Consider the following 26,502-nt stretch of genomic DNA (forward strand, 5'->3'; position numbering starts at 1 on the left):
CTTCCGATTCGCGGCGAAGACAGGTTGAACGATGGTCTGAGCCCGGATGCCTACAGGACTTAACTCATAAGGGAGCGGATCACCATGCTCGAAAGTTGCCAGAATGCGCAGGAGCGGTGGGGCGGCGTACACCTGATGATCGATCGTTGGCTGCAGGAACGTGCCGAACTGATCAAGACCTACGTGGCCATCGATGACGTGAGCGACAAGGTGGTTATGCAGCGGTTCTGCGAATACCTCGTCGACTACGTCTCCGCCGGACATTTCGAGGTTTACCAGCAGCTCACCGACGAGGCCCGGGCGTTTGGTGACCAGCGTGGTCTCGAGCTGGCCAAGCAGATCTACCCACGAATCGAGGTGATCACCGAAGCGGCCCTGGCCTTCAACGACCGTTGCGATGAAGGCGATTGTGGCGACGTAGACTCGGTGAGCGCCGAGCTCAAGCGCCTGGGGCAGATGCTGCACGAGCGCTTCGAACTCGAGGATTGCCTGATCGAGGTTCTGCACACTGCCCACAAACAGCAGGCCACCGCCGCCGCTGTATGAGCCACGACGCCGCGATCATCCGCGGCGTCGTCGTTTCAGGCCCCCGCCAAGCATGCGCAGGTGCTTGCAAAGCGCCTCTGGCGGGCGCAAATTTCACCCACCTATGTATGGCTTTATCCCATCCGCCTGGAGGCGCGTCATGCCGGCCACAAAAAACCTGAAGAAGAAATCGGTCACCACCCCTTTGCATCTGCTGCAGCAACTGTCCGGAAGCTTGCTCGAGCACCTCGAGAATGCCTGCTCGCAAGCGCTGGTAGACGCTGAAAAGATTCTCGCCAAACTGGAAAAGCAGCGCGGTAGCGCGCAGGAAAAACTGCACAAGGCCCGTGGCAAGCTGCAGTCGGCAGTCGCCGATGGCAAGGCCAAGGCGCAGTCCAAGGCCAAGGCCGCGGTGGATGAGCTGGAAGGCGCGCTCGATGCGCTGCAGGCTCGCCAGACCGAGACCCGCCAGTACATCGTGCAACTCAAGCGCGATGCTCAGGAAAGCCTGAAACTGGCCCAGGGCGTCGGCAAGGTACGTGAGGCCGCCGGCAAAGCCCTGACCAGTCGTGACAAGGCACAGGCCAAGCCGGTTGCCAGCAAGGCTGCAGCCAAGCCAGTGGCTGCCAAACCAGCCGCCAAGGCTGCTGCAAAACCTGCTGCTAGCAAACCTGCGGTCAAAGCCGCAGTGAAACCGGCGGCTCGCGCTGCTGCCAAGCCGGCGACCAAGGCCGCAGCCAAACCCGCAGCCAAACCGGCCACCAAGGCAGCCGCTAAGCCTGCTGCCAAACCAGCCGCTCAAGCTGCCGCGAAACCGGCTAGCGTCAAGCCAGCTGCCAAACCTGCAGCAACCAAGACGGCGGCCAAGCCAGCAGTAGCCAAGTCGGCTGCCAAAGCGGCTGCGAAACCCGCTACCGCCAAGCCAGCGGCCAAGGCCGTCGCGAAGCCAGCTGCCAAGCCGGCTAGCCAGGCCACTGCCAAATCGGCCGCTGCCAAGCCCGCAGCTAAACCGGCTGCCAAGCCAGGTGCCAAAGCTGCCGCCAAGCCTGCCACCCCGGCGGCGGCGAAACCGGCTGCTGCCAAGCCGGCGACCAAGGCTGCCGCCAAACCTGCAGCTGCCAAAGCCGCGGCCAAACCTGCAGCCAAAGCCACGGCTGCAAAGCCGGTGGTCAAGCCTGAAGCCAGCAAGCCTGCCGTTGCATCGGCGAGCGAGCCAGCTCCTGCGTCCACGCCTGCCACCAATGCTGCCAACGGTGCAACGCCGCCAGCCAGCAACTGATCGGCCTCTGAGCCTGCGAGCCTTGCGCTCGCAGGCTCGACCCTCACTCCTTTCGATTATCCGCATGCTCTCGTGCGATCTCCGCGTCGATTAGTATGCGTTTTCTAGTTTTGCCCTTTACGTTGTCTGGTAAGCCTGTGTCGTGCAGGCCATCTCCCAAACCACTGTGAGGTGCACCATGTCGAACGCTACCGTCAGCAAGAAACCACTTGTCTCCGCTCGCCGCTCTGCCCTGGGCGATCAACCGTCGCGAATCAGAAAGTTGTGGCTCGCCGGTCTGGGTGCTTATGCGAAGGTTGGTCAGGAAGGCCTGGAATATTTCCAGACGCTGGTGCACCTGGGGGAGCAAGCGGAACAGCGCGGCAGGAAACAGGTCAATGAACAAGTCGAGGCGGCCAATGGCCAGATCGACGAAGCCAGAAGCAGAGTGTCCGTTGTGAAGAACCAGGTCGCCGCGCGTATCGAAAAGATCGAGCAGGCCTTCGATTCACGCGTGGCTGGCGCACTGAACCGTCTTGGTATTCCCGCCCGACAGGATATCGAAGCCCTGTCTGCTAAGCTGGATGAGCTGAGCGCGTTGCTCGAGCGTGTCGCGCGTACTCAATAAGGAGAGCAGGATGGCTGTCAAAAAGAAAACCGAGAAACAGACCAGCTCGTGGATCGGCGAGGTTGAAAAGTACTCGCGGCAGATCTGGTTGGCAGGCCTGGGCGCATATTCCAAGGTCAGCAAGGACGGCACCAAGCTGTTCGACACGCTGGTCAAGGATGGCGAAAAGGCCGAGAAAGCCGCCAAGAGCAACGTCGATAAGCAGGCCGATGCGGTGAAGTCGTCGGTGGATTCGTCCGTCAGCAGTGCGCGTTCGCGTGTCGACGAGGTGAAGGGCAAGGCGATCGGCAAGTGGAGCGAGCTCGAGGAAGCGTTCGACAAGCGTCTCAACAATGCGATCTCGCGGCTGGGTGTACCGAGCCGCAACGAGGTCAAGGCGCTCAATGACAAGGTCGATCTGCTGACCCGTCAACTGGAGACGCTGACGGGTGTATCCAGCAAATCCACCGCCAAGCCTGCGGTGAAAAAAGCCGCGGCCAAGCCGGCCAGCAAACCGGCGACCGCGAGTAAGGCGCCGGCCAGCAGGGCAGCCAGCACGGCAGCGGTGAAGCCAGCCGCCAAGCCGACTGCGGCTAAACCTGCAGCAGCCAAGAAAGCGCCGGTGAGCAAGGCGGCGGCGAGTAAGCCAGCCTCTGCCGCGAAAACCCCGGCAAAGGCCGCAGCTAAACCAGCTGCCAAGCCCGCGGCCAAACCGGCAGCTAAACCAGCCGCCAAAGCCGCCAGCAAACCAGCGGTGAAGAAACCGGCAGCCAGCAAGGCCACTACGGCACCGGCGGCACCGGTAACCACGCCAGCGGCCTCGACGACGCCGGCCGTGAGCCCCTCGACCTCTTCCGGCACGCAGTCCTGAGTCGGTAAGTCGCCTCTAAAACGCCCGATCCCGTATCGGGCGTTTTCGTTTTCAGCCGGCGCTCTCGTGCAGGTAACTGTGAGCCAGCAGCACAGTGGTGTGGCGCGCTTCGTCCTGCAGATGCGGGGCGACCAGCATCATCACGTGGTAAACCACCAGGCGGCTGTCGGCCGGCTGAGCAACGATACGCTGGTAATCCTGGGCGAACAGCAGGGTCAGCACGATTTGTTCGACCAGCTGCTGCAAGGCCTTGTCCTCACTGATCAGCACCCGCCGGCCCTTTAGATGCGCCAGCAGAGCCGTGAGCGTATGTCGCAGCCTGGCAAGCCAGTGGCGCATGCCGGCGGCCAGCTTGGGCAGGCGTCCGCTGAGGTTGGAGAGATCCTGAAACAGGAAGCGATAGGCCGACATGCCTTCGGCAATCAGGTGCAGGAACAGCCAGTAGTCCTGGGCGTCGAGCTCGGCGTCGTCAGGTGGGGTAAGCAGTGGCGCCAGTGTCGTTTGGAACTGCTCGAAAAGCGCCAGGGTCAGCGGTTCCTTTCCGTGAAAATGGTAATAGAGATTGCCCGGGCTGATGTTCAGTTCATTGGCGATTTCCAGGGTCGAGACGTTGGGTTCACCACGCTCGTTGAACAGCTGCAGGGTCGCAATGAGGATGCGTTCGCGGGTCTTCATGGGGCCGACGCATCCTCACCCATTGCCATGCGCCTGACCGTCAGAGTTGCCCACGGGTCGCCGTCACGTTGTACGGATGCATGACAGCCGGCTGCCGCTCTTCGGCGAGGAACTTCATGATGATGGGCGCCACCACCTCGGCACGGGTCACCAGGAACAGGTGGCCGTCGTCGATCACGTGCAGCTCCGAGTTGGGGATGCGCCAGGCCAGCAGGCGCATGTTGAGCAGGGGGATGATCGGGTCGTCGTCGCCGGCCAGTACCAGGGTCGGTTGGCGGATCTTGTGCAGCCAGTGAATGCTCGTCCAGCCCATGCCGGCGAACAGCTGCCAGTAGTAGCCGAGCTTGCCACCCGAGCGCACCTTGCTGGCGTGGGACAGGGCGAGCTTGGGATCCCGGCGGAAGGCCCCTCCATAGATGTCGGCGGCGATATGCACGCCGTAGGAGGGCTGCAGATAACGGCGCGGGCTGGCCATGCGCCAAAGCACCTTGGGCTTACCCGGAATCATCACCGCGCCTGCCGAGGTCGCGGCCAGCACCAGTTTCTTGCAGCGCTCGGGGTAGTCACGGGCGAACTGCTGCGCCAGGGCGCCGCCCCAGGACACGCCGATGGCATTGACCTGGCCGTAGTCCAGGTAATCGAGCATGCGCGCCGCCAGCTTGGCCAGGCCGGGAAAGCGATAGGGGATGCTTGGCGTGGAGGAGCCGCCGACGCCCGGCACATCGAAGGCGATGATTTCCTGATCCTTGTCCAGAGCGTTGACGAAGGGCATCACCAGTTCTAGGTTGGCACCGATGCCGTTGAAGATCAGCAGTGGCACCCTGTCCGGGCTGCCGGGGCGCACGGCGGTGCGGATCGTCTGTTGATTCAGGACGATGGTGCGAAACACGAAGGCTGATGACATGTGGCGCCCCTGTCGGTGGTCGTCGCGCGCTTAGCGCTCGTGCACGTAGGTGCCCGGTGCCGCCTCGGCCGCCGGGTAGCGCTTGTTGCCTAGCTTGGCGGGCGCCTTCTTGCTCTCCCCGGAGCGAGCGGTCAGCCATTTCTGCCAGTGCAGCCACCAGGAATCGGCGTGCTTGGTGGCGTCCTCCTGCCAGGCCTTCGGATCGGCCGGCATCTCGGGGTTGGTCATGTAGCGTGCCTTGGGGTTGCCCGGCGGGTTGAGGATGCTCTGGATGTGCCCGCTGCTGGACAGCACGAACTCGCACTGGCCGCCGAACAGCCGCGCCGACTTGTAGCAGGACGTCCAGGGCGTGATGTGGTCGTTGCTGCCGGCCACCACGTAGTAGTCACAGGTGACCTGACTGAGGTCGATGGGCGTGCCGCAGACTTCCAGCGCGCCTGCGCGGGTCAGTGGGTTGGTCTGGAACATCTCGATGAATTCGCCGTGCAAGGCGGCGGGCAGGCGGGTGGTGTCGTTGTTCCAGTAAAGAATGTCGAACACCGGCGGCTCGTTGCCGAGCAGGTAGTTGTTGACCCAGTAATTCCAGATCAGGTCGTTGGGGCGCATCCAGGCGAACACCTTGGCCATGTCGCTGCCTTCCAGCACGCCCGCCTGGTAGGAACGGCGCTTGGCCGCTTCCAGAGTCTGCTCGTCGGCGAACAGCGCGTACTGGCTGTCCAGCTGAGTATCCAGCACGCTGACCAGCAGCGTCTGGGCATGTACTTTCTGTTCGCCGATGGCTGCGTAGTGGCCCAGCAGCGAGGCGGTGGTCGCGCCGCCGGAGCAGGCGCCCAGCACGTTGACATCGCTGCTGCCGGTGATCGCGCAGACCACCTCGACGGCTTCCTTGAGCGCTTCGATGTAGGTCGACAGGCCCCATTCGCGCTGGGCCTTGGTCGGGTTGCGCCAGCTGACGATGAAGGTCTGCACCTGACTGCGCAGGAGAAAGCGCGCCAGGCTCTTTTCCGGGGACAGGTCGAATACGTAGTACTTGTTGATCTGCGGGGGCACCACCAGCAGCGGGCGCTTGAAAACCTGCTCGGTGACCGGGGTGTACTGGATCAGCTCCAGCACCTCGTTGCGAAACACCACGGCGCCTTCGGTGGTGGCGACGTTGCGGCCCACCTCGAAGGCTTTCATGTCCACCTGGCTGGGCATTCCACCGTTGTTCAGCAGGTCTTTGGCCATGTGCGAAAGACCGTCGAGCAGGCTCTTGCCACCTGTATCGAAGATGCGTTTGAGCGCTGCCGGGTTGGCCAGGCTGTTACTCGGCGCCATCGCCTCGGTCATCAGGTTGATGATGAAGTGGCCGCGGCTGACGTCCTGCTCGGACAGCGAGCTGTGCTCGACCCAGTCGTGCAACTCCTTGCGCCAGGCCAGGTAGGTTTGCAGGTAGCGGCGATAGAGCGGGTTCTGGCTCCAGGCCGGGTCGTTGAAGCGGCGGTCGTTGTCCTCGGGCTGCAACGTGGACTGGCCGAGCAGCACGTTCTTCATTTCCAGACCGAAGTGGGCGACGTGCCGGGCGCTGTGCAGCGGCTGGCGAATGGCCTGGGTCATTACCAGGCGGGCGGAAGTCAGCAGATCCCTGCCACGTATACCGATGACCGGGTTGACCCCCATGGTGCTCTTGGTGGGTTTGTATTTCAGGTCATCGTTCTGCTTTTCACTCATCGACAACGCTCCCTTTGCCAGCGGCAGGAGGCCATTGATTGCGGGCAATGGCGCTGATTCTGTCGAGGCTTGCGATTGGCAGTGGTAGTGGCGCTTGCGGCATCCAGAGATGGCGGGTGAACCTGAAGTGCTCTGGTTACCCGAGTTTAGACGTTAGCGCAAGATCGGCCAGGCGGGAGCGGCGATCGATGGGGGGTCAGAGCATCAGGCGCACGACCGACTCGTCGGGGTCGCGCGATTGGCCGGCGGCGGCCAGGGCGTCCAGGTAATCACGCCACAGTTCGTCTTGGCGCAGGGCCAGTTGCTGCAGGTAATCCCAGCTGAACAGCCCGCTGTCGTGGCCGTCGTCGAAGGTCAGCTTGAGGGCGTAGTTACCCGCCGGCTCGATACCGACCAGGGCGACGTTGAGTTTGCCGGTTTGCAGAATCGGTTTGCCGTGGCCCTGCACTTCGGCAGAGGGCGAATGCACGCGCAGGAATTCGGCAGGCAAGCGGTAGCTGTCGCTGCCGTAGTGCAGCTCTAAAATGCGCGATGCCTTGTGCAGCTTGATCGAGGTGGGGATGAGCACGGCGGGCTCCAGGCGAATCTGAAAGACTGCGCGGCGCAGAGCGCCGCGCAGTTGCAGGCTATCAGAGAATGTAGCGCGACAGGTCTTCGTCCTGCGCCAGCTCGCCCAGGTGGCTGTTCACGTAAGCCGCGTCGATGCGGATGGTTTCGCCACCCTGTTGACCGGCCAGATCGCCGGCGCTGAACGACACTTCTTCGAGCAGGCGCTCGAGCAGCGTGTGCAGGCGACGAGCACCGATGTTCTCGGTCTTCTCGTTGACCTGCCAGGCGATCTCGGCGATACGCTTGATGCCCTCGTCGACGAACTCGACGCCCAGGCCCTCGGTCTGCAACAGCGCCACGTACTGCTCGGTAAGCGACGCATGGGGCTCGCTGAGGATGCGCTCGAAGTCTTGCGGGCTCAGCGCCTTGAGCTCGACACGAATCGGCAGGCGGCCCTGCAGCTCCGGCACCAGGTCGCTCGGCTTGCTGAGGTGGAAGGCACCCGAGGCGATGAACAGGATATGGTCGGTCTTGACCATGCCCAGCTTGGTGTTCACGGTGCAGCCCTCGATCAGCGGCAGCAGGTCGCGCTGCACGCCTTCGCGGGATACGTCAGCGCCGCCAGCATTGGCGCGCTTGGCCACCTTGTCGATCTCGTCGATGAACACGATGCCGTGCTGTTCGACGGCTTCCAGGGCCTTGGCCTTGAGCTCTTCCTCGTTGACCAGACGCCCGGCTTCCTCGTCACGCACCAGTTTCAGGGCGTCCTTGACCTTGAGCTTGCGGCTTTTCTTCTTGCCCTTGCCCATATTGGAGAACAGGTTCTGCAACTGGCTGGTCATTTCTTCCATGCCAGGCGGGGTCATGATCTCGATGCCGGCCGGGCTGTCGGCCACTTCGATGTCGATTTCCTTGTCGTCCAGCTGGCCTTCGCGCAGGCGCTTGCGGAACAGCTGGCGAGTGTTCGAGTCGCTGCTCGACGCTGCTTCCTCGGCGAAGCCGCTGCGTGCCGGTGGCAGCAGGGCATCGAGGATGCGGTCTTCGGCGGCGTCTTCGGCGCGATGGCGCACACGGATGATTTCCTGCTCGCGCAGCATCTTCAGCGCGGCATCGGCGAGGTCGCGGATGATCGACTCGACGTCACGGCCGACATAGCCGACCTCGGTGAACTTGGTGGCTTCGACCTTGAGGAACGGCGCGTTGGCCAGCTTGGCCAGGCGACGGGCGATTTCGGTCTTGCCGACGCCGGTTGGGCCGATCATCAGGATGTTCTTGGGCGTGACTTCGGCGCGCAACTCGGCCGGCAGTTGCATGCGCCGCCAGCGGTTGCGCAGGGCGATGGCCACGGCGCGCTTGGCGTCATCCTGGCCGATGATGTGGCGGTTGAGTTCGTGAACGATCTCGCGGGGTGTCATGGACATGAGCGGGCTCCGATCCGGACTGACCTCAAAGGGCCGAGTCCAGCTCCTCGATGGTCAGGTTCTGGTTGGTGAACACGCAGATCGAGCCGGCGATATTCAGCGCGGTTTCGGCGATCTCGCGGGCGCCCAGTTCGTCGCTGCCTTTCTGCAGCAGCGCCAGCGCCGCGGCCTGGGCGAAGCCGCCACCGGAACCCATGGCGATCAGTCCGTGCTCGGGCTCGACCACGTCACCGTTGCCGGTAATGATCAGCGAGGCGTCCTTGTTGGCCACTGCGAGCATGGCTTCCAGGCGGCTCAGGGAACGATCGGTACGCCAGTCCTTGGCCAGTTCGACGGCGGCGCGCACCAGATGCCCTTGGTGCTTCTCGAGCTGCGCTTCGAAGCGTTCGAACAGGGTGAAGGCATCGGCAGTGGCTCCGGCGAAGCCGGCGATCACCTCGCCGTGGTAGAGGCGACGAACCTTCTTGGCGTTGCCTTTCATCACGGTGTTGCCGAGGGAAACCTGGCCGTCGCCACCCATGACGACTTTGCCATGGCGGCGGACTGAAACGATGGTGGTCAAAGGAGAGTCTCCACGCTGCGGGGCGAAATGGCCCTGATGGAAACTCAGATGGGGGCCCGCCGCGGTTTTTCAACCGGCGGCGGACGAAAGACGATCAGCGTAGCTGGCGCTGCTGTAACAACAGGTTGCCGAACCCCCCGGCTGCCAGGGTCTTCTGGGCGCCGGCCAGTTGCTCGCGATTGGCAAAGGGGCCGACCAGCACGCGGTGCCAGGTCTTGTCCTGCACGGTGCCGGATTCCACGCGCACGTTCTGGCCGAGCAGGATGATCTGCGCGCGCATGCTTTCGGCCTTGTCCTTGCTGGGGAACGAGCCGGCCTGCAGGAAAAACTGCGTGGTCAGCGGCGCCTGGGCAGCTTCGGCCGCTTTGGCAACGGGCGGTGCGGGTGGCGGGGTTTCGCCGTTGAGCGCGGCCTGGGCGCGAGCGGCATCGATCTTGGCCGCCTCCTCTGGGGTGACCGGCTTCTGCTCGGGCGTGGGCGTCGGTGGCGTGGGCAGGGCATCCGGCGGCACGATCACTTCCGACTCGGGGAGCAGGGTGTAGAAATCGTATTTGGGTTTGCCCGGCTCCTGGCTGGTGGACGAGGGCGTCGGTTTGGGCGTGGTGCTGGCGCGCTCCGGCTGTGGCTTGTCGCGCTTGACCGCCTCGTCGCCCGGCTTGAGATTGAGCAGCAGGGTGACGAAAACGCCCACGGCCAGGCCGCAGGCGAGCCAGATCCAGCCGGGTACCGGGCGCTTGCTCGGGGCCTTGTAGCGGCTGGCGCCGCGCTTGGGTGCTGGCTTCTTGCGGGCTGCCACTTACATGCGCTCCAGGGTTTCCAGGCCCAGCAATTCCAGGCCTTGCTTGAGGGTGCGGCGAGTCAGGCCAGCCAGGCGCAGGCGGCTCTCACGGATGCCGTCGTCTTCGGCGCCAAGCACCGGGCAATGCTCGTAGAAGCTGGAGAACAGCCCGGCCACGTCGTAGAGATAAGCGCACAGCAGGTGCGGCGTGCCCTTGTCAGCCACGCTGGCCAGTACTTCGCCGAACTGCGCCAGCTTGCCGGCCAGTTCGATTTCCTGGGGCGCGTGAAGTTCGATATGACCGCCGATCTCCTCGATGCCCTTGCCCAGCTTGCGAAAGATGCTCGCGGTGCGCGTGTAGGCGTACAACAGGTAGGGCGCGGTGTTGCCCTCGAAACTCAGCATCAGTTCGAAGTTGAAGCTGTAGTCGCTGGTGCGGTGCTTGGAGAGGTCGGCGTACTTCACCGACGCGATGCCAACAACTCGCCCGATCTGGCGTAGCTCAGCTTCTTCGAATGGTGTTTCACCCTTCGCAGCACGTTGGTCGTTGCGCTCCTTGACCAGCTCGTAGGCACGCGACTCGGCTTCGTCGAGCAGGTCGATCAGCTTCACGGTGCCGCCATCGCGGGTCTTGAAGGGGCGGCCGTCGGCGCCGTTCATGGTGCCGAAGCCCATGTGCTCCAGGTCCATGCCCTCGTGCACGAAACCGGCGCGGCGGGCGACTTCGAAAGCCATCTGGAAGTGTAAGGCCTGGCGCTGGTCGACGAAGTACAGCGCGCGGTCGGCCTTGAGCACCTGGCTGCGGTAACGCATGGCTGCCAGATCGGTGGTCGAGTACAGGTAGCCGCCGCCGGCCTTCTGCACGATCACCGGCAGCGGTTTGCCCTCGGCGTTCTTGTACTCGTCGAGGAAAACGCACTGGGCGCCGTTGTCTTCGGTGAGCAGGCCCTTGTTGCGCAGATCGGCGACCACGTTGGCCAGGTCGGCGTTGTAGGCGCTTTCACCCTTGACGTCGGCCGGGGTCAGCTTCACGCCCAGGCGGTCGTAGGCCTTCTGGCAATGGCTCAGGGAAATGGTGTTGAAGCGGTTCCACAGGCGCATGCATTCCGGCTCGCCGGCTTGCAGCTCGACGACCAGCGCGCGGGCCCGCTCGGCGAATTCCGGAGACTCGTCGAAGCGCTTCTTGGCGGCGCGGTAGAAGCCTTCCAGGTCGGCCAGCTCGCTTTCCGCGGCGGCCGGGTTCTCTTCCATGAAGGCCAGCAGCATGCCGAACTGGGTGCCCCAGTCGCCGACGTGATTCTGACGAATCACCTCGTCACCGAGGAACTCCAGCACTCGCGCCACGGCGTCGCCGATGATGGTCGAGCGCAGGTGGCCGACGTGCATTTCCTTGGCCAGGTTCGGCGAGGACAGGTCGACGACCACGCGCTGCGCCGGGCCATTCTTGCGCACACCGAGGTGCTCGTCGGCCAGAGCCGTTTCCAGGCGCTCGGCCAGGGCGTCGCTGTTCTGGAAAAAGTTGAGAAAGCCGGGGCCGGCGATCTCGACCTTGCTGATCTGCGCATCGGCAGGCAGTGCGTCGATGAGCTTCTGGGCCAGGTCGCGGGGCTTTATGCCAGCTGGCTTGGCCAGCATCATGGCGATGTTGCTGGCGAAGTCGCCATGGGTCTTGTCCCGGGTGTTCTCCACCTGGATCGTCGGGCTCAGGCCGTCGGGCAGCACGCCTTCGGCGGTCAGGCGGGTCAGGGCTTGCTGGATCAGGTGGCGAATGCTGTCTTTCATGGTCTGCTCGTTCGGCCGCGAGGTGCGGCGCCGCTCGAAAGCGTGGGTGGAAAACTGCGCATTATAAAAGCAGCCGCAGGTCGCAGGCCACCGGCGGCAAGGAAAAGCGCGCGGCAGTTGTCTCTGGATGCGAGCCGGGTACTCAGAACAGGTCGATCGGGTCCACATCCAGCGACCAGCGCACCGCGCGGCCGCTGGGCAGGCTTTCCAGGATCAGCAGCCAGTGCGCCAGCAGCTTGTGCAGCGGCGCCCGGGCGTTGCCCTGCAGCAGCAATTGCGCGCGGTAGCGCCCGGCTCGGCGCTCCATGGGCGCGGGCACCGGGCCCAGCAGTTCGATGCCGCTCAGCGCCAGTTCGTTCAGCAAGTGCTCAGCCTCGCTGCAGGCCTCGTCGAGAAAACCTTCCGCCTGGCCGGGCTTGTGCGCTTCGGCACGCAGTAGCGCCAGGTGGCAGAACGGCGGCAGGCCGGCAGCGCGGCGTTCGCTCAGCGCCTGGTCGGCAAAGGCGAAATAACCTTGTTCGGTCAGCTGTACGAGCAGCGGGTGGTCGGCCAGATGGCTTTGAATGATTACCTTGCCCGGCTCCTCGGCGCGGCCTGCGCGGCCGGCGACCTGGACGATCAACTGGGCCATGCGTTCGCTGGCGCGGAAGTCGGCGGAGAACAGCCCGCCGTCGGCATCGAGGATCGCCACCAGGGTGACGCGTGGAAAGTGGTGCCCCTTGGCGAGCATCTGAGTGCCGACCAGGATGCACGGCTCGCCGCGCTGTACGGTGTTGAACAGCGTATTCATCGCCTCCTTGCGCGAGGTGCTGTCGCGGTCGACACGCAGCACCGGCACGTCCGGAAACAGAATCTCCAGGCGTTCTTCGGCGCGCTCGGTGCCAGCGCCCACCGGGCGCAAGTCGACGTTGTTGCAGCTCGGGCAGTTGCTGGGCTGGCGCTCGGCGTGGCCGCAATGGTGGCAGCGCAGCTCGCGGCTGCGCTGGTGCACGGTCATGCGTGCATCGCAGCGCGGGCATTCGGACAGCCAGCCGCATTCGTGGCAAAGCAAGGTCGGCGCGAAGCCGCGGCGGTTGAGAAACACCAGCACCTGCTGGCCGGCTGCGAGGGTCTGGGTGATGGCCTGCTGCAGCGGCGGCGACATGCCGGCATCGAGCGGCCGGCTCTTGATGTCCAGGCGCAGGAAGCGTGGCGGCTGGGCGCCGCCGGCGCGCTGGTTCATGCGCAGCAGGGCGTAGCGGCCACTGTGGGCATTGTGCAGGCTCTCCAGCGAGGGCGTGGCCGAGCCGAGCACGATCGGCACGTCTTCCTGGTGGGCGCGCACCACGGCCAGGTCGCGGGCGTGGTAGCGCAGGCCTTCCTGCTGCTTATAGGAGGCGTCGTGCTCCTCGTCGATGATGATCAGCCCCGGACGCTTCATGGGCGTGAACAGCGCCGAGCGGGTGCCGATGATGATGTCGGCCTCGCCGTCGCGTGCTGCCAGCCAGGCGTCCAGGCGTTCGCGGTCATTGACCGCCGAGTGCAGCAGGGCGATGCGCGCGTTGAAGCGGCGCTCGAAGCGCGCCAGGGTCTGTGGGCCCAGGTTGATCTCGGGAATCAGTACCAAGGCCTGCTTGCCGGCTTCCAGGGTCTCGCGAATCAGCTGCAGATAGACCTCGGTCTTGCCGCTGCCGGTCACGCCGGCCAGCAGAAAGGCGTTGAAGCCATCGAAGCCGGCGCGCACCGCCTCGGCCGCGGCGCGCTGCTCGGCATTGAGTGGCAACTCAGGCTGGGCCAGCCAGTTGGCGTGGCGCTCCGGGCTGCTCAGACGGCGCACTTCGACCCGCACCAGGCCCTTCTCCTGCAGCAACTGCAGGCTGTCGCGGTTGATCTGCAGCTGGCTGAGCAGTTGGTGGGCGACGCCGTGAGGGTGCTGGGCGATGGTTTTCAGGGCCTCGCGCTGGCGCGGCGCGCGGGCCAGGCGGGGATCATCCAGGTGGGCGTCCTTGGCGATCAGCCAGAAGCGCTCCTGGCGCGCTTCGGCGGCTTCGCCCTGGCGCAGCAGCACCGGCAGCGCCCAGCTCAGCGTATCGCCCAGGCTGTGCTGGTAATACTGGGCGGTCCATTGGCACAGGCGCATGAGTGCAGGCGGCACCGGGGCTTGTAGATCGAGCAGTTGCAGCGCGGGCTTGAGTTTGCTGGCGGGTACGTCGCTTTGGCCTGTGACCTCGATCAGCACGCCGATCATCTCGCGGCGGCCGAAGGGCACGCGCAACCGTGCACCGGGCTGCAGGTCGCGGGCCGACACGCCGGGTGGAGCGAGGTAGTCGAACAGCCGGCGCAGTGGCGAGGGCAGGGCGAGTCGCAGGATGACGTCGGGCACGCAGAGGCTCCAGGCAGGCGAGGCGCAATAGTAACAGGCCATGTGCGACGGCCGGTAACAGCGAGTTGGTTGCATCATGGGCCGGCTCTGGTATGATCCGCGGCCAACCTAAGTGCGGTACCTGACAATAGTGTCGGGTGGCGGCACAAAACCTGAGGAAGAATCATGAAAGCCGATATCCATCCGGAATACGTCGCCATCGACGCCACCTGCAGTTGCGGTAACGTCATCAAGACCCGCTCCACTCTGGGCAAGCCCCTGAGCCTGGACGTCTGCTCCGAGTGCCACCCGTTCTACACCGGCAAGCAGAAGGTGCTGGACACCGGCGGCCGTATCGATCGCTTCAAACAGCGTTTCGGTGTGTTCGGCGCCAAGTAAGCGACCGAGCAGCGAAAGAGGCCCACATGGCTGTTTTCGCATCATTGAAAAAGGCGTCCCTGGTGGGCGCCTTTTTCGTTTCTGTCTTTTGCCTGCCTGCCCACGCGCTGTGCCCAGCGCCCGGCAAATTGCCGCAGGTCAAGGTGCAGCGTGTGGTCGATGGCGATACGGTGCGCCTGGCCGATGGCCGCAACGTCCGCCTGATCGGCCTCAATGCCCCCGAGCTGGCGCGCAAGGGCCGGCCGGCCGAGCCATTCGCCGAAACTGCCCGTGAGCGGCTTGCCGAGTTGGTGGCTGCCAATGGCGGGAGGGTGGGCGTGCAGGTGGGCGAGCAGAAACAGGATCGCTACGGCCGTACCCTGGCCCATCTCTACGATGGCGCTGGCAACAATCTGGAAGCGCAACTGCTCTCCGAAGGGCTTGGCCAACTGGTGGCGATCACGCCGAATGTGGCGTTGGTCGTCTGTCATCGTGAGGCCGAGCGTCAGGCACGTGGTGCTCGGGCCGGCCTCTGGGCGCAGCTTCGACCGCTGCCGGCCCGCGCGGTACGCAGCGGTGGTTTCGTGCTGCTCGAAGGGCAAGTGCAGCGTGTCGAGCGCAATCGTGGTGGCGTCTGGATCGAGCTGGGCAATTCGGTGGTGCTGCGTATTGCGCCGCAGGTGCTGGATACCTTCGCCGCGGCGGATCTGCGCGATCTTCAAGGCAAGCGGATCGAAGCGCGGGGCTGGATGATCGACCGCTCCCGCGGCGGCGGCCTCAAGGCTGGCCAGGCCCGCTGGATGTTGCCCCTGACCCATGGCGGCATGCTGGAGGTGCTGCGATGAGGTTGTGTTTGTTGGTTCTGATGCTGGCGACCCTGGTGGGCTGTGCGGTGAATCCGGCCACCGGGCGCACCGACTTCGTGATGATGAGCGAGGCCCAGGAGCTGTCCATCGGCCGTGATGCCCATCAGCAGATACTCAAGCAATACCCGCGCTACCCCGATGAAGCCCTGCAGGCCTATGTGCAGCAAGTTGGCGAGCGCGTGGCGCGGCACAGTCACCGCGGCCAGCTGGATTATCACTTCACGGTGATCGACAGCCCGGACATAAACGCCTTCGCCCTGCCGGGCGGCTACATCTATATCCATCGCGGGCTGATGGCTTACCTGAGTTCAGAGGCCGAGCTGGCGGCCGTGCTCGGTCATGAGGTCGGCCACGTGACCGCCCGCCACGGCGTGCGCCAGCAAAGCCAGTCGACCGCCTGGGGAATTCTCGGCCAGGCGGTGGCCATGGGCACCGGCGTCGGGGCCGCCGCCGACGTGACGGGTGTGCTGGGCAATGCCGTGGTGCGCGGTTACGGTCGCGACATGGAGCTGGAGGCCGATGGCCTTGGCGCCCAGTATCTGGCTCGCGGTGGTTACGACCCGCAGGCGATGATCGAGGTGGTCGAGGTGCTCAAATTGCAGGAAGACTTCGCCCGTGACCAGGCCGCTGCGCGCGGTGAGCAACAGCCGGTCGGCAGCTACCATGGCCTTTTCGACACTCACCCGGATAACGACCGTCGCCTGCAGCAGGTGATCGGCCCGGCCCGAGCTCTGGTAGGCGGGCAGCAGGTGGTCAACCGCGACGCATTTCTACAGCGCTTGCAGGGTCTGCCGTTCGGTGATTCGGCCGAGAGCGGTATTCGTCGCGGCGAGCGCTTCTATCACCGTGACCTGGATTTCACCCTGGCATTCGCCAAGGGCTGGAGCATCGTCAACCAGCCGCAGCAACTGATCGGCCAATCGCCGGACAAACAGGTGCTCGTCGCCATGACCCTGGAAGACAACCCGCGCGGTCTCGACGCCGCAACCCTGATCGAGCAGCGCATCGGCGGTCGGCGCCTGCTTGGTGGCGAGGCGCTGCAGCAGGCCGGGCTGCAGGGTTATACCGGACTGATCGAGGGCAACGTACCGCGCCGGGTGGCGGCGATTCTCAAAGGCGACAAAGCCTACCTGTTCGTCGGTGCGGTCAAGGGTCGCGCCGCCAGCGCCACGGAAGATGCCCAGATGCTCGCCGCGATCGGCAGTTTCCGACCGCTGCAGGCGGCCGAGCGCAAGCTGGCCGAGCCGCTGAGGTTGCAACTGGTTCGCGTGGCGGCAGGGCAGAGCGTCCGGTCGCTGGCGGCTGTCAGCGGCTTGCCGGATGACGCCGAGGCGACGCTGCGACTGCTCAACAATCTTTATCCACAGGGCGAGCCTCGCCCCGGTGATTGGTTCAAAACGGTTCGCTGAGGCACGTTTGCAGGCTGACTGCATAGTCTTGTGCAGGCCACCGCAGATTGCGTATCCTCGGCCGCCTGCCAGTCAATAGCCCAAAAAAGCGGAAATGCCACTATGTCTGATCTGAAAACTGCCGCTCTCGAATACCATGAGAAGCCCCGTCCGGGTAAGTTGAGCGTCGAGCTCACCAAGCCCACCGCCACTGCCCGTGACCTGTCGCTGGCCTACAGCCCGGGTGTTGCCGAGCCAGTGCGCGAGATCGCTCGCGATCCGGAGCTCGCCTACCGTTACACCGGCAAAGGCAACCTGGTGGCAGTTATTTCCGACGGCACCGCGATCCTCGGCTTGGGCGACCTCGGCCCGCTGGCCTCCAAGCCGGTCATGGAAGGCAAAGGCGTGCTGTTCAAGCGCTTTGCCGGCGTCGACGTGTTCGACATCGAAGTCGATGCCGAAAGCCCGCAGGCCTTCATCGATACCGTCAAGCGCATCTCCATCACCTTCGGTGGCATCAACCTGGAAGACATCAAGGCGCCCGAATGCTTCGAAATCGAGCGCGCCCTGATCGAGCAGTGCGACATCCCGGTTTTCCACGATGACCAGCACGGTACCGCGATCGTCACCGCAGCCGGCATGCTCAACGCCCTGGAAATCGCCGGCAAGACCCTGCCGCAAGCCAAGATCGTCTGCCTGGGTGCCGGCGCTGCAGCCATCTCCTGCATGAAGCTGCTGGTGAGCATGGGCGCCAAGGTCGAGAACATCTACATGATCGACCGCAAAGGCGTGATCCACGCTGGCCGCGATGACCTGAACCAGTACAAGGCGGTGTTCGCCACCGAAACCGACAAGCGCACCCTGGATGACGCGCTGACCGGCGCTGACGTATTCGTCGGCCTGTCCGGCCCGGATCTGCTGAGCGCCGAAGGCCTCAAGCTGATGGCGCCGAACCCGATCGTGTTCGCCTGTTCGAACCCGGATCCGGAAATCAAGCCGGAGCTGGCCCACGCCACCCGCAACGACGTGATCATGGCCACCGGTCGTTCCGACTACCCGAACCAGGTTAACAACGTATTGGGCTTCCCGTTCATCTTCCGTGGTGCGCTGGACGTTCGCGCGACCCGCATCAACGAAGAAATGAAGATCGCTGCGGCCAACGCCCTGCGCGAGCTGGCCAAGCTGCCGGTTCCCCAGGACGTATGCGACGCCTACGGCGGTATCAAGCTGGAGTTCGGCCGCGAGTACATCATTCCGAAGCCGATGGATGCTCGCCTGATCAACGTGGTGTGCGATGCCGTTGCCAAGGCGGCCATCGAGAGCGGCGTGGCGACCCTGCCGTATCCGAAGCACTACCCGCTGCAATCGGTCAACGACGTGTTCAAGGGCTGAGTCGTTCAGCCGGCAATGAAAACCCGCTTCGGCGGGTTTTTTATTGGGCGCGTTTTGAGCTGTTGATGCGTGCTACAGGGTATCGCCGGCTAGAGCCTGTTCACGATCTTTATGCGCATGAAGCGACAGCTACAAGGCGGAAACAGCCACTAAGACCAACCTGTGGGAGCCCCGACCTCGGGGCGAAACGATTGCAGCCTGACTGCCTATTTCGGCGGTGCCTGAGCGATTCGCCGCGAGGTCGCGACTCCCACGATGGATCGGATAACGGCCGTTCCCGCCACTTTGCAGTCAACATCGACGAGCCTGGGCTGAAAGATTATGAACGGGGCTTAGAACAGATCGATCGGTGCGCTCTCGTCTGCCGGCAGCGGGCTGTTCGGTGCGCCCATGCCTGGGTCGAATTCGTTCATTGGCGGCGGTGAGTCTTCGCTCTTGAATAGTTCGAAATACGCGTCTAGCGTTCCTGGGGCTGCAGCACGGCCGCTGCGTGGATCGACGCGCAGGGTGAGAATGCCATCCGGCTCGGCGGGAGTATGGCTGGGCTTGTCCTTGAGCGCGGCGCCCATGTAGTTCATCCAGATCGGCAGGGCAACGGTGCCACCGTATTCATGGCGGCCGAGGCTTTCCGGCTGATCGAAACCGGCCCATACGGTGGTCACGAAATCGGCGTTGTAGCCGGAGAACCAGCTGTCCTTGGATTCGTTGGTGGTCCCAGTCTTGCCAGCCAGATCGGTGCGGCCCAGGGCCATGGCCCGGCGCCCGGTGCCGCGCTTGATCACATCCTGCAGCATGCTGGTCATGATGTAGGCGGTGCGCTCATCGAGGATACGCTCGGCGGCGGCCGGCTCAGGCGCGTCCGGCAGTTGCTCGGGTGCTGCCTCGGCGCTGCTCATCACGCCTTCCTCGTTGACCGGCGGCGGTACTTCGGGCTTGGCTGCATTGGGCACGCTCGGCGGGTTGGCGATGAACAACGGATCGCCATGGCGGTTGTCGATACGCTGGATCAGGTAGGGCTGAACCTTGTGGCCGCCGTTGGCGAAGGCCGTCCAGCCGGTGGCGATTTCCATCGGCGTCAGGTTGGCCGTGCCGAGTGCCAGGGACAGGTTGCGCGGCAGATCCTGGCGATTGAATCCGAAACGCTCGATGTAGTTCAGCGTGTTTTCGATGCCCATGGCCTGCAGTAGGCGGATCGACACCAGGTTGCGCGACTTGTACAGGGCCTCGCGCAAACGAATGGGGCCGAGGAAGGTATTGGTGTCGTTCTTCGGTCGCCAGACCTGATCCATGTAGTCATCGACGAACACGATCGGCGCGTCGTTGACCAGGCTGGAGGCGGTGTAGCCGTTGTCGAGCGCGGCACTGTAGATGAAGGGCTTGAAGCTCGAGCCGGGCTGGCGCTTGGCTTGTACGGCACGGTTGTAGTTGCTCTGCTCGAAGGAGAAGCCGCCGACCAGGGCGCGGATGGCGCCGTTCTGCGGGTCGAGCGAGACCAGGGCACTTTGCGCACTGGGCAGTTGCGCGAAGCGCAGGCTGCCATCGTCCTGGCGCTGCACGCGGATCAGGTCACCGATCTGCGCTACGTCCGCCGGTTGCTGCGGACGCGGCCCCAGGCTGTTGGTATTGAGGAACGGGCGGGCCCATTTCATGCTGTCCCACGACACCGCTTCTTCGTCGCCGCGACGGGTCAGCACCAGAATGCCGCTCTTCTCGACCTGGGTGACGATCGCCGGCTCCAGGCCGCCGCGCAGGCCTTGCTTGCTCAGTTCGGTCTGCCAGGTTTCCCGGGTCATGCCGGGCAGGCGGCTTTCCGGGCCGCGATAACCGTGGCGTTGGTCGTATTCGATCAGGCCATCGCGCAGGGCCTTGTTGGCCATGACCTGCAGGTCGCTGGGTACCGTGGTGGTGACGTTGAAGCCCTGGGTGTAGGCGTCGCTGCCGTAGCGGCCGACCATTTCGGCGCGGGCCATCTCGGCCACGTAGGGTGCGGGTACTTCAGGTGTGGGCACGTGATAGCTGGCGTCCACCGGCTCGGCCAGGGCGGTTTCGTAGCGCGCCTGGTCGATACGGCCCAGGCGATACATGCGGCCGAGAATCCAGTCGCGGCGCTCTTTGGCCCGGGTCGGGTTGGTCAGCGGGTTGAAGGCCGAAGGTGCCTTGGGAAGACCGGCTATCGTCGCAAGCTGCGAGAGGCTCAAGTCTCGGATGGATTTGCCGTAATAGACTTGGGCGGCGGCCTCGATGCCGTAGGCGCGGTGACCCAGGTAGATCTTGTTGACGTACAGCTCGAGGATTTCGTTCTTGCTCAGCTCGCGCTCGATTTGCAGGGCGAGCAGAATCTCGGTGATCTTGCGCGAGAAGCTGCGCTCGCTGGTGAGGAAGAAGTTCTTCGCCACCTGCATGGTGATGGTGCTGCCGCCGGACTGAATTTGACCTGTTTTCAATAATTGCGTGGCAGCGCGCATCAGGCTCGTAAGATCAACGCCATAATGGTTTGCGAAGTTATCGTCTTCGGCAGCCAGCAACGCGCTGGTGAAGTCGGGCGGTATGTCGGCGAAGGCGATGGGCGAGCGGCGCATCTCCCCGAATTCGGCGATGAGTTTTCCGTCGCTGCTGTACACGCGAAGCGGGATCTGCAGCTCTATACTGCGCAAGGCATCGACAGAGGGTAGGGTCGGGCTCAGGTAGAGGAAGGCACCACTGACGGCGAGTACCAGCGCACAAAAAACGGCGATGACGGACCAGCAGAAAAACTTCAGCAAACGCATCAAGATTTTTGGATTTCCAGATAAAAGAATGAGTTAAGCGGAAGACAAAATGAAAAGGCAAAAGCTGATCACATTATAAGCGTTTTTTTTGCTGGGGAGCCATTTGCGCTTCTGTCAAGTCTGCTATTTAATGTGGAAAAACATAAATCATCCGTAAGTTATGGATGTGAATAGGAAATCGGTCGTGCTAGGGCTCTTCAGTAAAAAAGCGAATAAGCTTTTGGGGATCGATATAAGTTCGACCTCCGTCAAGCTCCTCGAATTGAGTCGCTCAGGTAGCCGCTACAAGGTAGAGGCCTACGCTGTCGAGCCACTCCCCGCCAATGCCGTGGTCGAAAAGAACATCGCCGAACTGGAGGGTGTCGGCCAGGCCCTGTCGCGCGTTCTCGCCAAGGCCAAGACCAGCGTGCGCTCGGTTTCCGTGGCCGTTGCCGGCTCCGCGGTGATCACCAAGACCGTCGAGATGGAAGCGGGCCTGTCGGACGACGAGCTGGAGAACCAGCTCAAGCTCGAGGCCGATCAGTACATTCCTTACCCTCTTGAAGAGGTGGCGATCGACTTCGAAGTTCAGGGCATTTCGCCGCGCAACCCCGAGCGGGTCGAAGTGCTGCTTGCAGCTTGCCGCAAGGAAAACGTCGAAGTTCGCGAGGCCGCCCTGGCCCTTGCCGGCTTGACCGCCAAGGTAGTGGATGTCGAGGCCTATGCCCTCGAGCGTGCCTATGACCTGCTGGCCGAGCAACTCGGCGGCGTGCACGACGAGCTGACCGTCGCGGTCGTCGATATCGGCGCGACCATGACCACGCTCAGCGTGCTGCACAATGGTCGCACCATCTACACCCGCGAACAGCTGTTCGGTGGCCGCCAACTGACCGAGGAAATTCAGCGTCGTTACGGCCTCTCCGTCGATGAGGCCGGGCTTGCCAAGAAACAGGGCGGCCTGCCCGACGATTACGAAAGCGAAGTGCTGCAGCCGTTCAAGGACGCCTTGGTACAACAGGTGTCCCGCTCGCTGCAGTTCTTCTTCGCCGCCGGCCAGTACAACGATGTGGATTACATTCTGCTGGCTGGTGGAACCGCTTCCATCCCGGATCTCGATCGCCTCATTCAGCAGAAGATCGGTACCCAGACCCTGGTTGCCAACCCCTTCGCGGACATGGCCCTGAGCGGCAAGGTCAACGCGGGAGCGTTGGCCAGTGATGCACCGGCGCTGATGATTGCCTGCGGCCTGGCGATGAGGAGTTTCGACTGATGGCGCGCATTAACCTCCTTCCCTGGCGCGAGCAGCTTCGCGAAGAGCGCAAGCAGCGCTTTCTGGTGTCGCTGGGTGGTCTGCTGGTCGCCGCAGCGGCATTGATCTTCCTGGGCGACCAATACCTCAATGGTGAGATCGAGAATCAGCAGGCCCGTAACGACTTCGTGCGCAAGGAAATTGCCGTGCTCGATACCCGCATTGCGGAAATCAGCGAGCTGCGTACGCGTCGCCAGCAACTGCTGGAGCGGATGAAGATCATTCAGGACCTGCAGGGCAACCGCCCGATCATTGGCCACGTGTTCGACCAGTTGGTAAGAACGCTGCCTGATGGTGTGTATTTCACCGGGGTGAAAATGACCGACAAGACCATCGCCATCGTTGGCGCGGCCGAGTCGAACAGCCGAGTTTCCAAACTGATGCGTGATATGGATGCCTCCGACTGGCTGACCGCACCCAACCTGACCGAGGTCAAGGCGGTCACCGCTGGCGCAGTGGATCAGGCCAACACCTTCCAGCTGACCGTGCAGCAATCCAAGCCCGTCAAGGAAGAGGGGGAGGTCAAGCCATGAGCCTGAATGATTCTCTGGCCAGCCTGCGCAAGGTCGACATCAACGATCTCGATCTGAACAACATCGGCTCTTGGCCCAACGCGGTCAAGGTAATCGCCGGAATTTTGGCCTTCGTGCTGGTTCTGGTACTGGGCTACAACTTTCACCTGAAGGATTTGCAGGCCACGCTGGATCAGCAGCGTCTGGACGAGCAATCCCTCAAAGAGCAGTTTTCCACCAAGGCGTTCCAGGCGGCCAACCTCGAGGCCTACCGTGAGCAGATGAAGGAAGCTGAAATTTCCTTCGGTGCTCTGCTCAAGCAACTGCCCAGCGATACCGAGGTGCCGGGTCTGCTCGAAGACATTACCCGTATTGGCCTGGACAGCGGTCTGGAGTTCGAGGAGATCAAGTTGCTACCGGAAGTCACGCAGCCTTTCTATATCGAACTGCCTATCCAGATTCAGGTGGTCGGCGGCTATCACGACCTGGCGACCTTCGTCAGCGGCGTCGCCAGCCAGCCGCGAATCGTCACGCTGCACGATTTCGAGTTGGTGCCGGCCGAGCAGGGCAGTACCTCCAAGCTGCGCATGAAGGTTCTTGCCAAGACCTATCGCTACAACGACAAGGGGGCACACCAATGAAACGTGTCCTTGTGCCTGGCCTGTTGCTGGCGACCCTGAGTGGTTGCGGCGGCGGTGACTTCAGCGACCTGCAGGCGTATATGGATGAAGTGCGGGCGCGGCCGAAGGGCCAGATTGAGCCCTTGCCGCAACCTGAACCCTACGAAAGCTTCACCTACAGTGCTGCCGCTTTGCGCAGCCCATTCCAGCCGCCCGTGAAGATCGATGTGGTCGCTCGGGCGAAAGGCAGCAAGGAAATCAAACCCGACGAAACGCGCGTGAAGCAGTTCCTCGAAGGGTTCAATATCGAGCTGTTCGAGATGGTCGGCACGCTGGCCAATGACAATGGTTCGTTCGCTCTGGTGAGCGGTGCGGGCGGCGTACATCGCGTCAAGGTCGGGGATTACCTGGGACGCAATGAAGGCCGCATCGTCGCCATCGACAGCGCCAAGATCGACGTGGTCGAGATCGTCCCGGACGGTGATGGCGGCTGGCTCGAGCGTCCTCGTACCCTCACTCTGAAGGAACGCTCCTGAGGAGCGAGGTGAACCATGAACAGAAATAACCGGTCTGCCAAACGGAACCCAAGCATGAACAGCTCTCTCTCTCGCCTAAGCATTTCGCTGCTGGTGGCAATGCTCTCTCCTGCCGCTCTGGCCGCCAACCTGCAGGCGCTGGACGTGGCGGCTCTGCCGGGCGACCGCGTCGAGCTGAAACTGTCCTTCGATGAGCCGGTGGCGGCGCCGCGCGGCTATACCATCGAGCAGCCGGCGCGTATCGCACTGGACCTGCCAGGGGTGTCCAACAAGCTGGGCGTGAAGAACCGTGAACTGGGCATGGGCAACGCGCGCAGCGTCACCGTGGTCGAGGCCAAGGATCGTACGCGGTTGATCATCAACCTGACCAATCTGTCGCCCTACAACACCCGCACCGAAGGCAACAACCTGTTCGTGCAGGTCGGTACCGGCGTAGCCACTTCGGCAACCACTACGGCAGCTGCGCCGGTGAGTGCGCCTGCGCCAGCAGCGGCCCGCCCGGCTCAGGCGGCAACGCCTGTTGCGGCGCCTGCAGCACCGAAGGTATTCGGCGCGGTTAACAAGTCGATCAGCAATATCGACTTCCAGCGCGGCGAGCAGGGTGAGGGTAACGTTGTCATCAACCTGTCCGATGCGTCTGTCAGCCCTGATATTCAGGAGCGTGGCGGCAAGATCATCCTGAATTTCAACCGCACCCAGCTGCCTGAAGCCCTGCGTGTGCGCCTGGACGTCAAGGACTTCGCGACCCCGGTGCAGTTCGTCAGTGCCAGTGGCACCGGCGATGACGCCAGCATCGTCATCGAGCCTGTTGGGGCTTTTGATTATTTGGCCTACCAGACCGAGAACAAGCTGACCCTCAGCGTCAAACCGCTGACCCAGGAAGATGCCGACAAGCGTCAGGCCGAGCGTTTCGCCTATACCGGCGAGAAGCTGTCGCTGAACTTCCAGGATATCGACGTGCGCTCGGTGCTGCAGCTGATCGCCGACTTCACCGACCTGAACCTGGTCGCCAGTGACACGGTAGCCGGCAACATCACCCTGCGCTTGCAGAATGTGCCTTGGGACCAGGCGCTGGATCTGGTGCTGAAAACCAAGGGTTTGGACAAGCGTCAGGTCGGCAACGTATTGCTGGTTGCGCCAGCCGAGGAAATTGCTGCGCGCGAGAAGCAGGAGCTGGAATCGCAGAAGCAGATCGCCGAACTGGCGCCGCTGCGTCGTGAGCTGATTCAGGTCAACTACGCCAAGGCTGCCGATATGGCCAAGCTGTTCCAGTCGGTGACCAGTGCGAATGGTGGTGTTTCGGACGATCGTGGTTCTATCACGGTGGATGAACGCACCAACAGCATCATCGCCTATCAGACCCAGGAACGCTTGGATGAGCTGCGCCGTATCGTGGCACAGCTCGACGTAGCGGTGCGCCAGGTCATGATCGAGGCGCGAATCGTCGAGGCTAACGTCAACTACGACAAGGCACTGGGCGTGCGTTGGGGGGGGAGTGCAAGGCGAGGTGGTTGGGATGTAAGTGGTAAGGATGGTGTTCAGGCGTTTGATCAAGATACTGGTGCACGGGCTCCGTTCGTAGGAACGGATACTGTCGGTAGTACGACTTTGGACGATGGCCTTGCTCGCCTGCCCTTTGTTGACATGGGAGTGGCCAATAGTACTTCTGGTATTGGTATCGGCTTCTTGAGTAACAATGTGGTTTTGGATCTTCAGCTCTCTGCTATGGAAAGCTCGGGTAACGGCGAAATCGTCTCTCAGCCCAAGGTTGTTACCTCAGATAAGGAGACCGCAAAAATTTTGAAAGGCCAAGAGGTTCCTTATCAAGAAGCTAGCTCCAGTGGGGCGACGTCTACATCCTTCAAAGAAGCAGCCCTGTCTCTTGAGGTCACTCCGCAGATCACGCCGGATAATCGAATTATCATGGAGGTCAAGGTGACCAAGGATGCGCCGGACTTCGGCAGGGTGCTCAACGGCGTTCCGCCGATTAACAAAAACGAAGTCAATGCAAAAGTTCTAGTTGCAGATGGTGAGACGATTGTAATTGGCGGTGTGTTTGAGAATACTCAAACGAAATCTACGGAAAAGGTCCCTTTTCTTGGTGATGTGCCGTATCTCGGACGCCTGTTCCGTCGCGACACTATCTCCGACAACAAGACCGAGTTGCTGGTTTTCATCACTCCGCGCATCATGAACACCTCTGCGGTGGCCGTGAGTCGGTAATTTGTGCGTAATCTGATCCTTGTCGGCCCGATGGGTGCTGGAAAAAGTACTATCGGGCGTTTGCTTGCCAAAGAGCTGCGGTTGCCATTCAAGGACTCCGACAAGGAGATCGAACAGCGTACCGGTGCCGATATACCCTGGATTTTCGATGTCGAGGGTGAGCAGGGTTTCCGCGAGCGCGAGCAGGCGGTGATCTGTTCGTTGTGCGAATCCGATGGTCTGGTGCTGGCTACTGGCGGTGGTGCGGTTTTGCGACCACAGAACCGCCAGGCACTGCGCGACAGTGGCCGGGTTGTCTATCTGCATGCCTCCGTGGAGCAGCAGATCGACCGTACCGCCCGTGATCGCAACCGGCCTTTGCTGCGTGCCCCCAATCCGGGGCAGGTACTGGCAGATCTGCTCGCCATCCGTGATCCGCTCTATCGGGAAATCGCTGACGTGATCATCGAGACCGACGAGCGTCCGCCGCGAATGGTGGTTCAGGAAATTCTCGAGCGGCTGGAAGCGCTGGCGCCCCGTTAATGACAGGGCAGAACTGCGCTATCCTA

At 62.9% G+C, this 26,502-nt stretch carries 24 protein-coding genes; 14 read left to right on the top strand and 10 right to left on the bottom strand.

Translation table 11 applies throughout. From position 1 onward, the window contains the following. The first annotated feature begins 84 nt into the window (after positions 1-84). The 4 genes from BVH06_RS23540 (at position 85) to BVH06_RS23555 (ending at position 3,261) form a co-directional block, all read left to right on the top strand. Positions 85-546, top strand: coding sequence for an Rsd/AlgQ family anti-sigma factor (locus tag BVH06_RS23540; protein ID WP_075928567.1), 462 nt, complete (start codon positions 85-87; stop codon positions 544-546). Between the two features lie 139 nt (positions 547-685). Next, a complete protein-coding gene (locus BVH06_RS23545; RefSeq protein ID WP_075928568.1) occupies positions 686-1,804 on the top strand; it encodes an AlgP family protein in 1,119 nt (372 codons plus the stop codon). A gap of 178 nt (positions 1,805-1,982) precedes the next feature. Then, entirely contained in the window at positions 1,983-2,411 is a 429-nt protein-coding gene (locus BVH06_RS23550) for a phasin family protein (protein ID WP_075928569.1), read from the top strand. 10 nt (positions 2,412-2,421) lie between these two features. Beyond that, the gene (locus BVH06_RS23555) at positions 2,422-3,261 is read left to right on the top strand and encodes a phasin family protein (protein WP_075928570.1); all 840 of its coding nucleotides are present in this window, start codon (positions 2,422-2,424) and stop codon (positions 3,259-3,261) included. Positions 3,262-3,312: 51 nt separating this feature from the next. Here the strand turns inward: BVH06_RS23555 and BVH06_RS23560 are convergent, their stop codons facing one another. From BVH06_RS23560 to BVH06_RS23600, 9 genes are all read right to left on the bottom strand, one after another. Next, on the bottom strand, positions 3,313-3,936 hold the full coding sequence (locus BVH06_RS23560; protein WP_075928571.1) for a TetR/AcrR family transcriptional regulator: 624 nt from the start codon (positions 3,934-3,936) through the stop codon (positions 3,313-3,315). A 40-nt stretch (positions 3,937-3,976) separates the two neighbouring features. Further along, positions 3,977-4,840, bottom strand: a complete 864-nt coding sequence (phaZ, locus tag BVH06_RS23565; RefSeq protein WP_075935657.1) for a poly(3-hydroxyalkanoate) depolymerase — start codon at positions 4,838-4,840, stop codon at positions 3,977-3,979. A gap of 30 nt (positions 4,841-4,870) precedes the next feature. Further along, on the bottom strand, positions 4,871-6,550 hold the full coding sequence (phaC, locus tag BVH06_RS23570) for a class II poly(R)-hydroxyalkanoic acid synthase (RefSeq protein ID WP_075928573.1): 1,680 nt from the start codon (positions 6,548-6,550) through the stop codon (positions 4,871-4,873). Positions 6,551-6,746: 196 nt separating this feature from the next. Further along, on the bottom strand, positions 6,747-7,118 hold the full coding sequence (locus BVH06_RS23575; RefSeq protein ID WP_075928574.1) for a gamma-butyrobetaine hydroxylase-like domain-containing protein: 372 nt from the start codon (positions 7,116-7,118) through the stop codon (positions 6,747-6,749). Between the two features lie 61 nt (positions 7,119-7,179). After that, on the bottom strand, positions 7,180-8,520 hold the full coding sequence (hslU, locus tag BVH06_RS23580; RefSeq protein ID WP_075928575.1) for an HslU--HslV peptidase ATPase subunit: 1,341 nt from the start codon (positions 8,518-8,520) through the stop codon (positions 7,180-7,182). Positions 8,521-8,545: 25 nt separating this feature from the next. Continuing rightward, a complete protein-coding gene (gene hslV, locus BVH06_RS23585) occupies positions 8,546-9,082 on the bottom strand; it encodes an ATP-dependent protease subunit HslV (protein ID WP_075935658.1) in 537 nt (178 codons plus the stop codon). A 94-nt stretch (positions 9,083-9,176) separates the two neighbouring features. Further along, the gene (locus BVH06_RS23590; RefSeq protein ID WP_075935659.1) at positions 9,177-9,878 is read right to left on the bottom strand and encodes an SPOR domain-containing protein; all 702 of its coding nucleotides are present in this window, start codon (positions 9,876-9,878) and stop codon (positions 9,177-9,179) included. Further along, a complete protein-coding gene (gene argS / locus BVH06_RS23595; RefSeq protein WP_075935660.1) occupies positions 9,879-11,642 on the bottom strand; it encodes an arginine--tRNA ligase in 1,764 nt (587 codons plus the stop codon). A 142-nt stretch (positions 11,643-11,784) separates the two neighbouring features. Then, the gene (locus BVH06_RS23600) at positions 11,785-14,004 is read right to left on the bottom strand and encodes a primosomal protein N' (RefSeq protein ID WP_075935661.1); all 2,220 of its coding nucleotides are present in this window, start codon (positions 14,002-14,004) and stop codon (positions 11,785-11,787) included. Between the two features lie 165 nt (positions 14,005-14,169). Here BVH06_RS23600 and rpmE point away from each other — a divergent pair, with 165 nt between their 5' ends. From rpmE to BVH06_RS23620, 4 genes are all read left to right on the top strand, one after another. Next, on the top strand, positions 14,170-14,382 hold the full coding sequence (gene rpmE, locus BVH06_RS23605; protein ID WP_070885964.1) for a 50S ribosomal protein L31: 213 nt from the start codon (positions 14,170-14,172) through the stop codon (positions 14,380-14,382). A 26-nt stretch (positions 14,383-14,408) separates the two neighbouring features. Beyond that, positions 14,409-15,206, top strand: coding sequence for a thermonuclease family protein (locus tag BVH06_RS23610; protein WP_075935662.1), 798 nt, complete (start codon positions 14,409-14,411; stop codon positions 15,204-15,206). Further along, a complete protein-coding gene (locus tag BVH06_RS23615; protein WP_075935663.1) occupies positions 15,203-16,636 on the top strand; it encodes a M48 family metalloprotease in 1,434 nt (477 codons plus the stop codon). The genes BVH06_RS23610 and BVH06_RS23615 overlap by 4 nt, the downstream gene beginning before the upstream one ends. A 102-nt stretch (positions 16,637-16,738) precedes the next feature. Then, entirely contained in the window at positions 16,739-18,007 is a 1,269-nt protein-coding gene (locus BVH06_RS23620; protein WP_075928582.1) for a malic enzyme-like NAD(P)-binding protein, read from the top strand. Between the two features lie 332 nt (positions 18,008-18,339). Here the strand turns inward: BVH06_RS23620 and BVH06_RS23625 are convergent, their stop codons facing one another. Further along, positions 18,340-20,778: a penicillin-binding protein 1A gene (locus BVH06_RS23625; RefSeq protein ID WP_075935664.1), complete on the bottom strand. Its 2,439-nt coding sequence runs from the start codon at positions 20,776-20,778 to the stop codon at positions 18,340-18,342. 181 nt (positions 20,779-20,959) lie between these two features. Between BVH06_RS23625 and BVH06_RS23630 the strand changes: the two genes are divergently transcribed. From BVH06_RS23630 to aroK, 6 genes are read left to right on the top strand one after another with little or no spacing between them, the layout of a single operon-like run. After that, positions 20,960-22,024, top strand: a complete 1,065-nt coding sequence (locus BVH06_RS23630) for a pilus assembly protein PilM (protein ID WP_075935665.1) — start codon at positions 20,960-20,962, stop codon at positions 22,022-22,024. Continuing rightward, positions 22,024-22,596 (top strand): PilN domain-containing protein, encoded by a 573-nt coding sequence (locus BVH06_RS23635; RefSeq protein WP_075935666.1) that lies wholly within the window; start codon positions 22,024-22,026, stop codon positions 22,594-22,596. The genes BVH06_RS23630 and BVH06_RS23635 overlap by 1 nt, the downstream gene beginning before the upstream one ends. Next, positions 22,593-23,216, top strand: coding sequence for a type 4a pilus biogenesis protein PilO (gene pilO / locus BVH06_RS23640; protein WP_075935667.1), 624 nt, complete (start codon positions 22,593-22,595; stop codon positions 23,214-23,216). Before BVH06_RS23635 ends, pilO begins: the two co-directional genes overlap by 4 nt. Then, positions 23,213-23,731, top strand: coding sequence for a type 4a pilus biogenesis lipoprotein PilP (pilP, locus tag BVH06_RS23645; RefSeq protein WP_075928587.1), 519 nt, complete (start codon positions 23,213-23,215; stop codon positions 23,729-23,731). The genes pilO and pilP overlap by 4 nt, the downstream gene beginning before the upstream one ends. A gap of 54 nt (positions 23,732-23,785) precedes the next feature. Further along, positions 23,786-25,954 (top strand): type IV pilus secretin PilQ, encoded by a 2,169-nt coding sequence (pilQ, locus tag BVH06_RS23650; protein ID WP_075935668.1) that lies wholly within the window; start codon positions 23,786-23,788, stop codon positions 25,952-25,954. A 3-nt stretch (positions 25,955-25,957) separates the two neighbouring features. After that, the gene (aroK, locus tag BVH06_RS23655) at positions 25,958-26,476 is read left to right on the top strand and encodes a shikimate kinase AroK (protein WP_075928589.1); all 519 of its coding nucleotides are present in this window, start codon (positions 25,958-25,960) and stop codon (positions 26,474-26,476) included. The last annotated feature ends 26 nt before the right edge of the window (positions 26,477-26,502 follow it).

This window comes from Pseudomonas sp. PA27(2017) (assembly GCF_001945445.1).
In the GTDB taxonomy this organism is placed as follows: Bacteria; Pseudomonadota; Gammaproteobacteria; order Pseudomonadales; family Pseudomonadaceae; genus Aquipseudomonas.